This is a genomic window from Arthrobacter sp. Y3223164 (assembly GCF_059091005.1).
Window position 1 is genome coordinate 1 of record NZ_JBNHGF010000417.1, and the last position, 2,314, is coordinate 2,314.

Consider the following 2,314-nt stretch of genomic DNA (forward strand, 5'->3'; position numbering starts at 1 on the left):
GGCGCTGGCACGGCGGGCACGCACCGATTCCTCCAGCGCGACCTGCACCCGGGCCTGCGCGGCCGCGGCGGCAGCCTTCAAACCCTCCAACGCCGTAAGCTCCTCCACCAGTTCCCGCTCCGACGCACCCACGTCGATGCCCTCGAGGGCAACGGCCGCAGCCCGAACAGCGGCAGAATCCAGCGGTACCGAGGCCGGTCCGGGCTCCCGCCTCGAACCGCTGCCTGCAGGTGATACCGGGGCGGCCGGGGTTGTGACAGACGGGGCTGCGGCAGGTGGTCCTGCACCAGGCGATGCTGCGGCGCGTGATCCAGCGGCGGGAGATGCTGGGGCGCCCGGGGCTGCGGCAGGGGTGGCTGCGGCACTAGGCGCTGCGGCAGACGATCTGGGCGCAAGCGCTGCTGCGGCGGGAGGTTCGGGTACGGCCGGATCAAACATCTCAGCGTCTCAATCTTCAGCATGCGTACTGCATGGCCTCGACTACGAACGGTCACGAACCTTGCACGGATCCGCAGACGCCGCCGGCAAACCCACAACCCGGCGGCCAACGATGGTGCTCAACTGCTACTGAAAACAGGCTATCGGCCGCCACTGACAGTTCCGGAGGATGCAGGAATCCTCAGCAGAAAGCGGTCAGGCCGCAGGTGTGGGGGCGCCGCAAGCCGCCGACAGTGGCCCCTCCGCTGCGGCGGGTCCCCGGCTGCGGCGGGTCCCCGGCTGCAGCGGGTCCCCGTCTGCACTGCGGCACGGCCTCTCCGGTTCCTAGCCGAGTGCCGCCACTATGTGAGGCAGCAGCGCGCGGAACGCCTGGCCGCGGTGGCTGATGGCGTTCTTTTCCTCCGGCCGCAGTTCGGCGCAACTGCGGTCCATCCCCGCCGGCTGCAGGATGGGGTCGTAGCCAAATCCGCCGGAGCCGCGCGGTTCGGCCAGCAGGGTGCCCGCCAGACGGCCCTCCTCGACGGCTTCGAGACGCGCCGACACGACGCTTGCTGCGCAGACGAACGCGGCCCCGCGGTGCTCGGGCGCGATGTCGGACAGCTGGTTCAACAGCAGGCGCAGGTTCGCTTCGTCGTCGCCGTGTTTTCCGGCCCAGCGGGCCGAGAAGATGCCGGGCGCCCCGCCGAGTACGTCAACCGCCAGGCCCGAGTCGTCGGCCACCGCCACCAGTCCGGTGGCTTCGGCGACGGCGCGTGCCTTCAACAGGGAGTTCTCCGCGAAGGTGAGACCGGTTTCGGCAACGTCCGGGACCCCTGCCGTGGCAGCGTCGATCACCTGGGTGTCCACGTCCAGCCCCGGTATCTGGCCGCGCAGCAGGTCACGCAATTCACGCAGCTTTCCCTGGTTGCGGGTGGCCAAGACCAGCCGGGGCTTGATTTCCTGCCCGGCGTCCGGCGCTCCGCCGGGCTCGGCGCCTGCGGCCGCGGTGTCAGCCACGGATGACTTCGCCCAGCGTCTCCGCCAGCGTGTCCCGCTGGATCTGGGCCAACTGGGCGGTGCCGGCAAGAGCCAGGTCCAGCAGCGCGTCGAGTTCCGCGCGGTCGAACGGCGCGCCCTCGGCGGTGCCCTGGACTTCCACGAACTGGCCGGATCCGGTGACCACCACGTTCATGTCCGTTTCGGCGCGCACGTCTTCGACGTAGGGCAGGTCCAGCATCGGCACGCCGTCGATAATGCCGACGCTCACGGCCGCGACGGTATCGGTGAGCGGGCGGGCCGAACGGGCGATCAGCTTCTGTTCTTTAGCCCAGTGCAAGGCGTCGGCAAGGGCCACGAAAGCGCCGGTGATGGCCGCCGTGCGCGTGCCGCCGTCGGCCTGGAGCACGTCGCAGTCCAAGACGATGGTGTTCTCCCCCAGCGCCTTGGTGTCGATGACCGAGCGGAGCGAGCGACCGATCAGCCGGGAAATCTCGTGCGTGCGGCCGCCGATCTTGCCTTTGACGGATTCGCGGTCGGAACGGGTGTTGGTGGCACGGGGAAGCATCGCGTATTCAGCCGTCACCCAGCCGCGTCCTTCGCCCTTCAGCCAGCGGGGCACGCCCGCGGTCACCGATGCGGTGCAAAGCACGCGGGTGTTGCCGAACTCGATCAGCGCCGATCCTTCAGCCTGGTTGGACCAGCCGCGAGTGATGCTGATCGGACGCAACTGCTCGGGCGTCCGGCCGTCGGCGCGGGCGGCGGCAGCGGGCATGGCGGAACCTGGATCAACATCAATCATGAGTCCACCCTATCGGCTCGCAGCGGCCGCGGTCGCTCGGGGGCCGGAGCTCGCAGCCGCCGCAGCCCGGAAGACGTAGCCGCCACCGGGCCGTGGCCG

Annotated in this window: 2 protein-coding genes; both read right to left on the reverse strand. The window is 70.1% G+C overall.

Features of this window, described 5'->3' with window-relative positions; all coding sequences use genetic code 11:
* Positions 1–762: 762 nt before the first annotated feature.
* Positions 763–1,374, reverse strand: coding sequence for an RdgB/HAM1 family non-canonical purine NTP pyrophosphatase (gene rdgB / locus AC5RUJ_RS14850; protein ID WP_494073882.1), 612 nt, complete (start codon positions 1,372–1,374; stop codon positions 763–765).
* A gap of 52 nt (positions 1,375–1,426) precedes the next feature.
* On the reverse strand, positions 1,427–2,215 hold the full coding sequence (rph, locus tag AC5RUJ_RS14855) for a ribonuclease PH (RefSeq protein ID WP_493979743.1): 789 nt from the start codon (positions 2,213–2,215) through the stop codon (positions 1,427–1,429).
* Positions 2,216–2,314 lie beyond the last annotated feature (99 nt).

Bases quoted from the DNA above. Each gene is read 5' to 3' on its own strand.
- rph (WP_493979743.1), bottom strand. From the start codon at position 2,215: ATGATTGATGTTGATCCAGGTTCCGCCATGCCCGCTGCCGCCGCCCGC.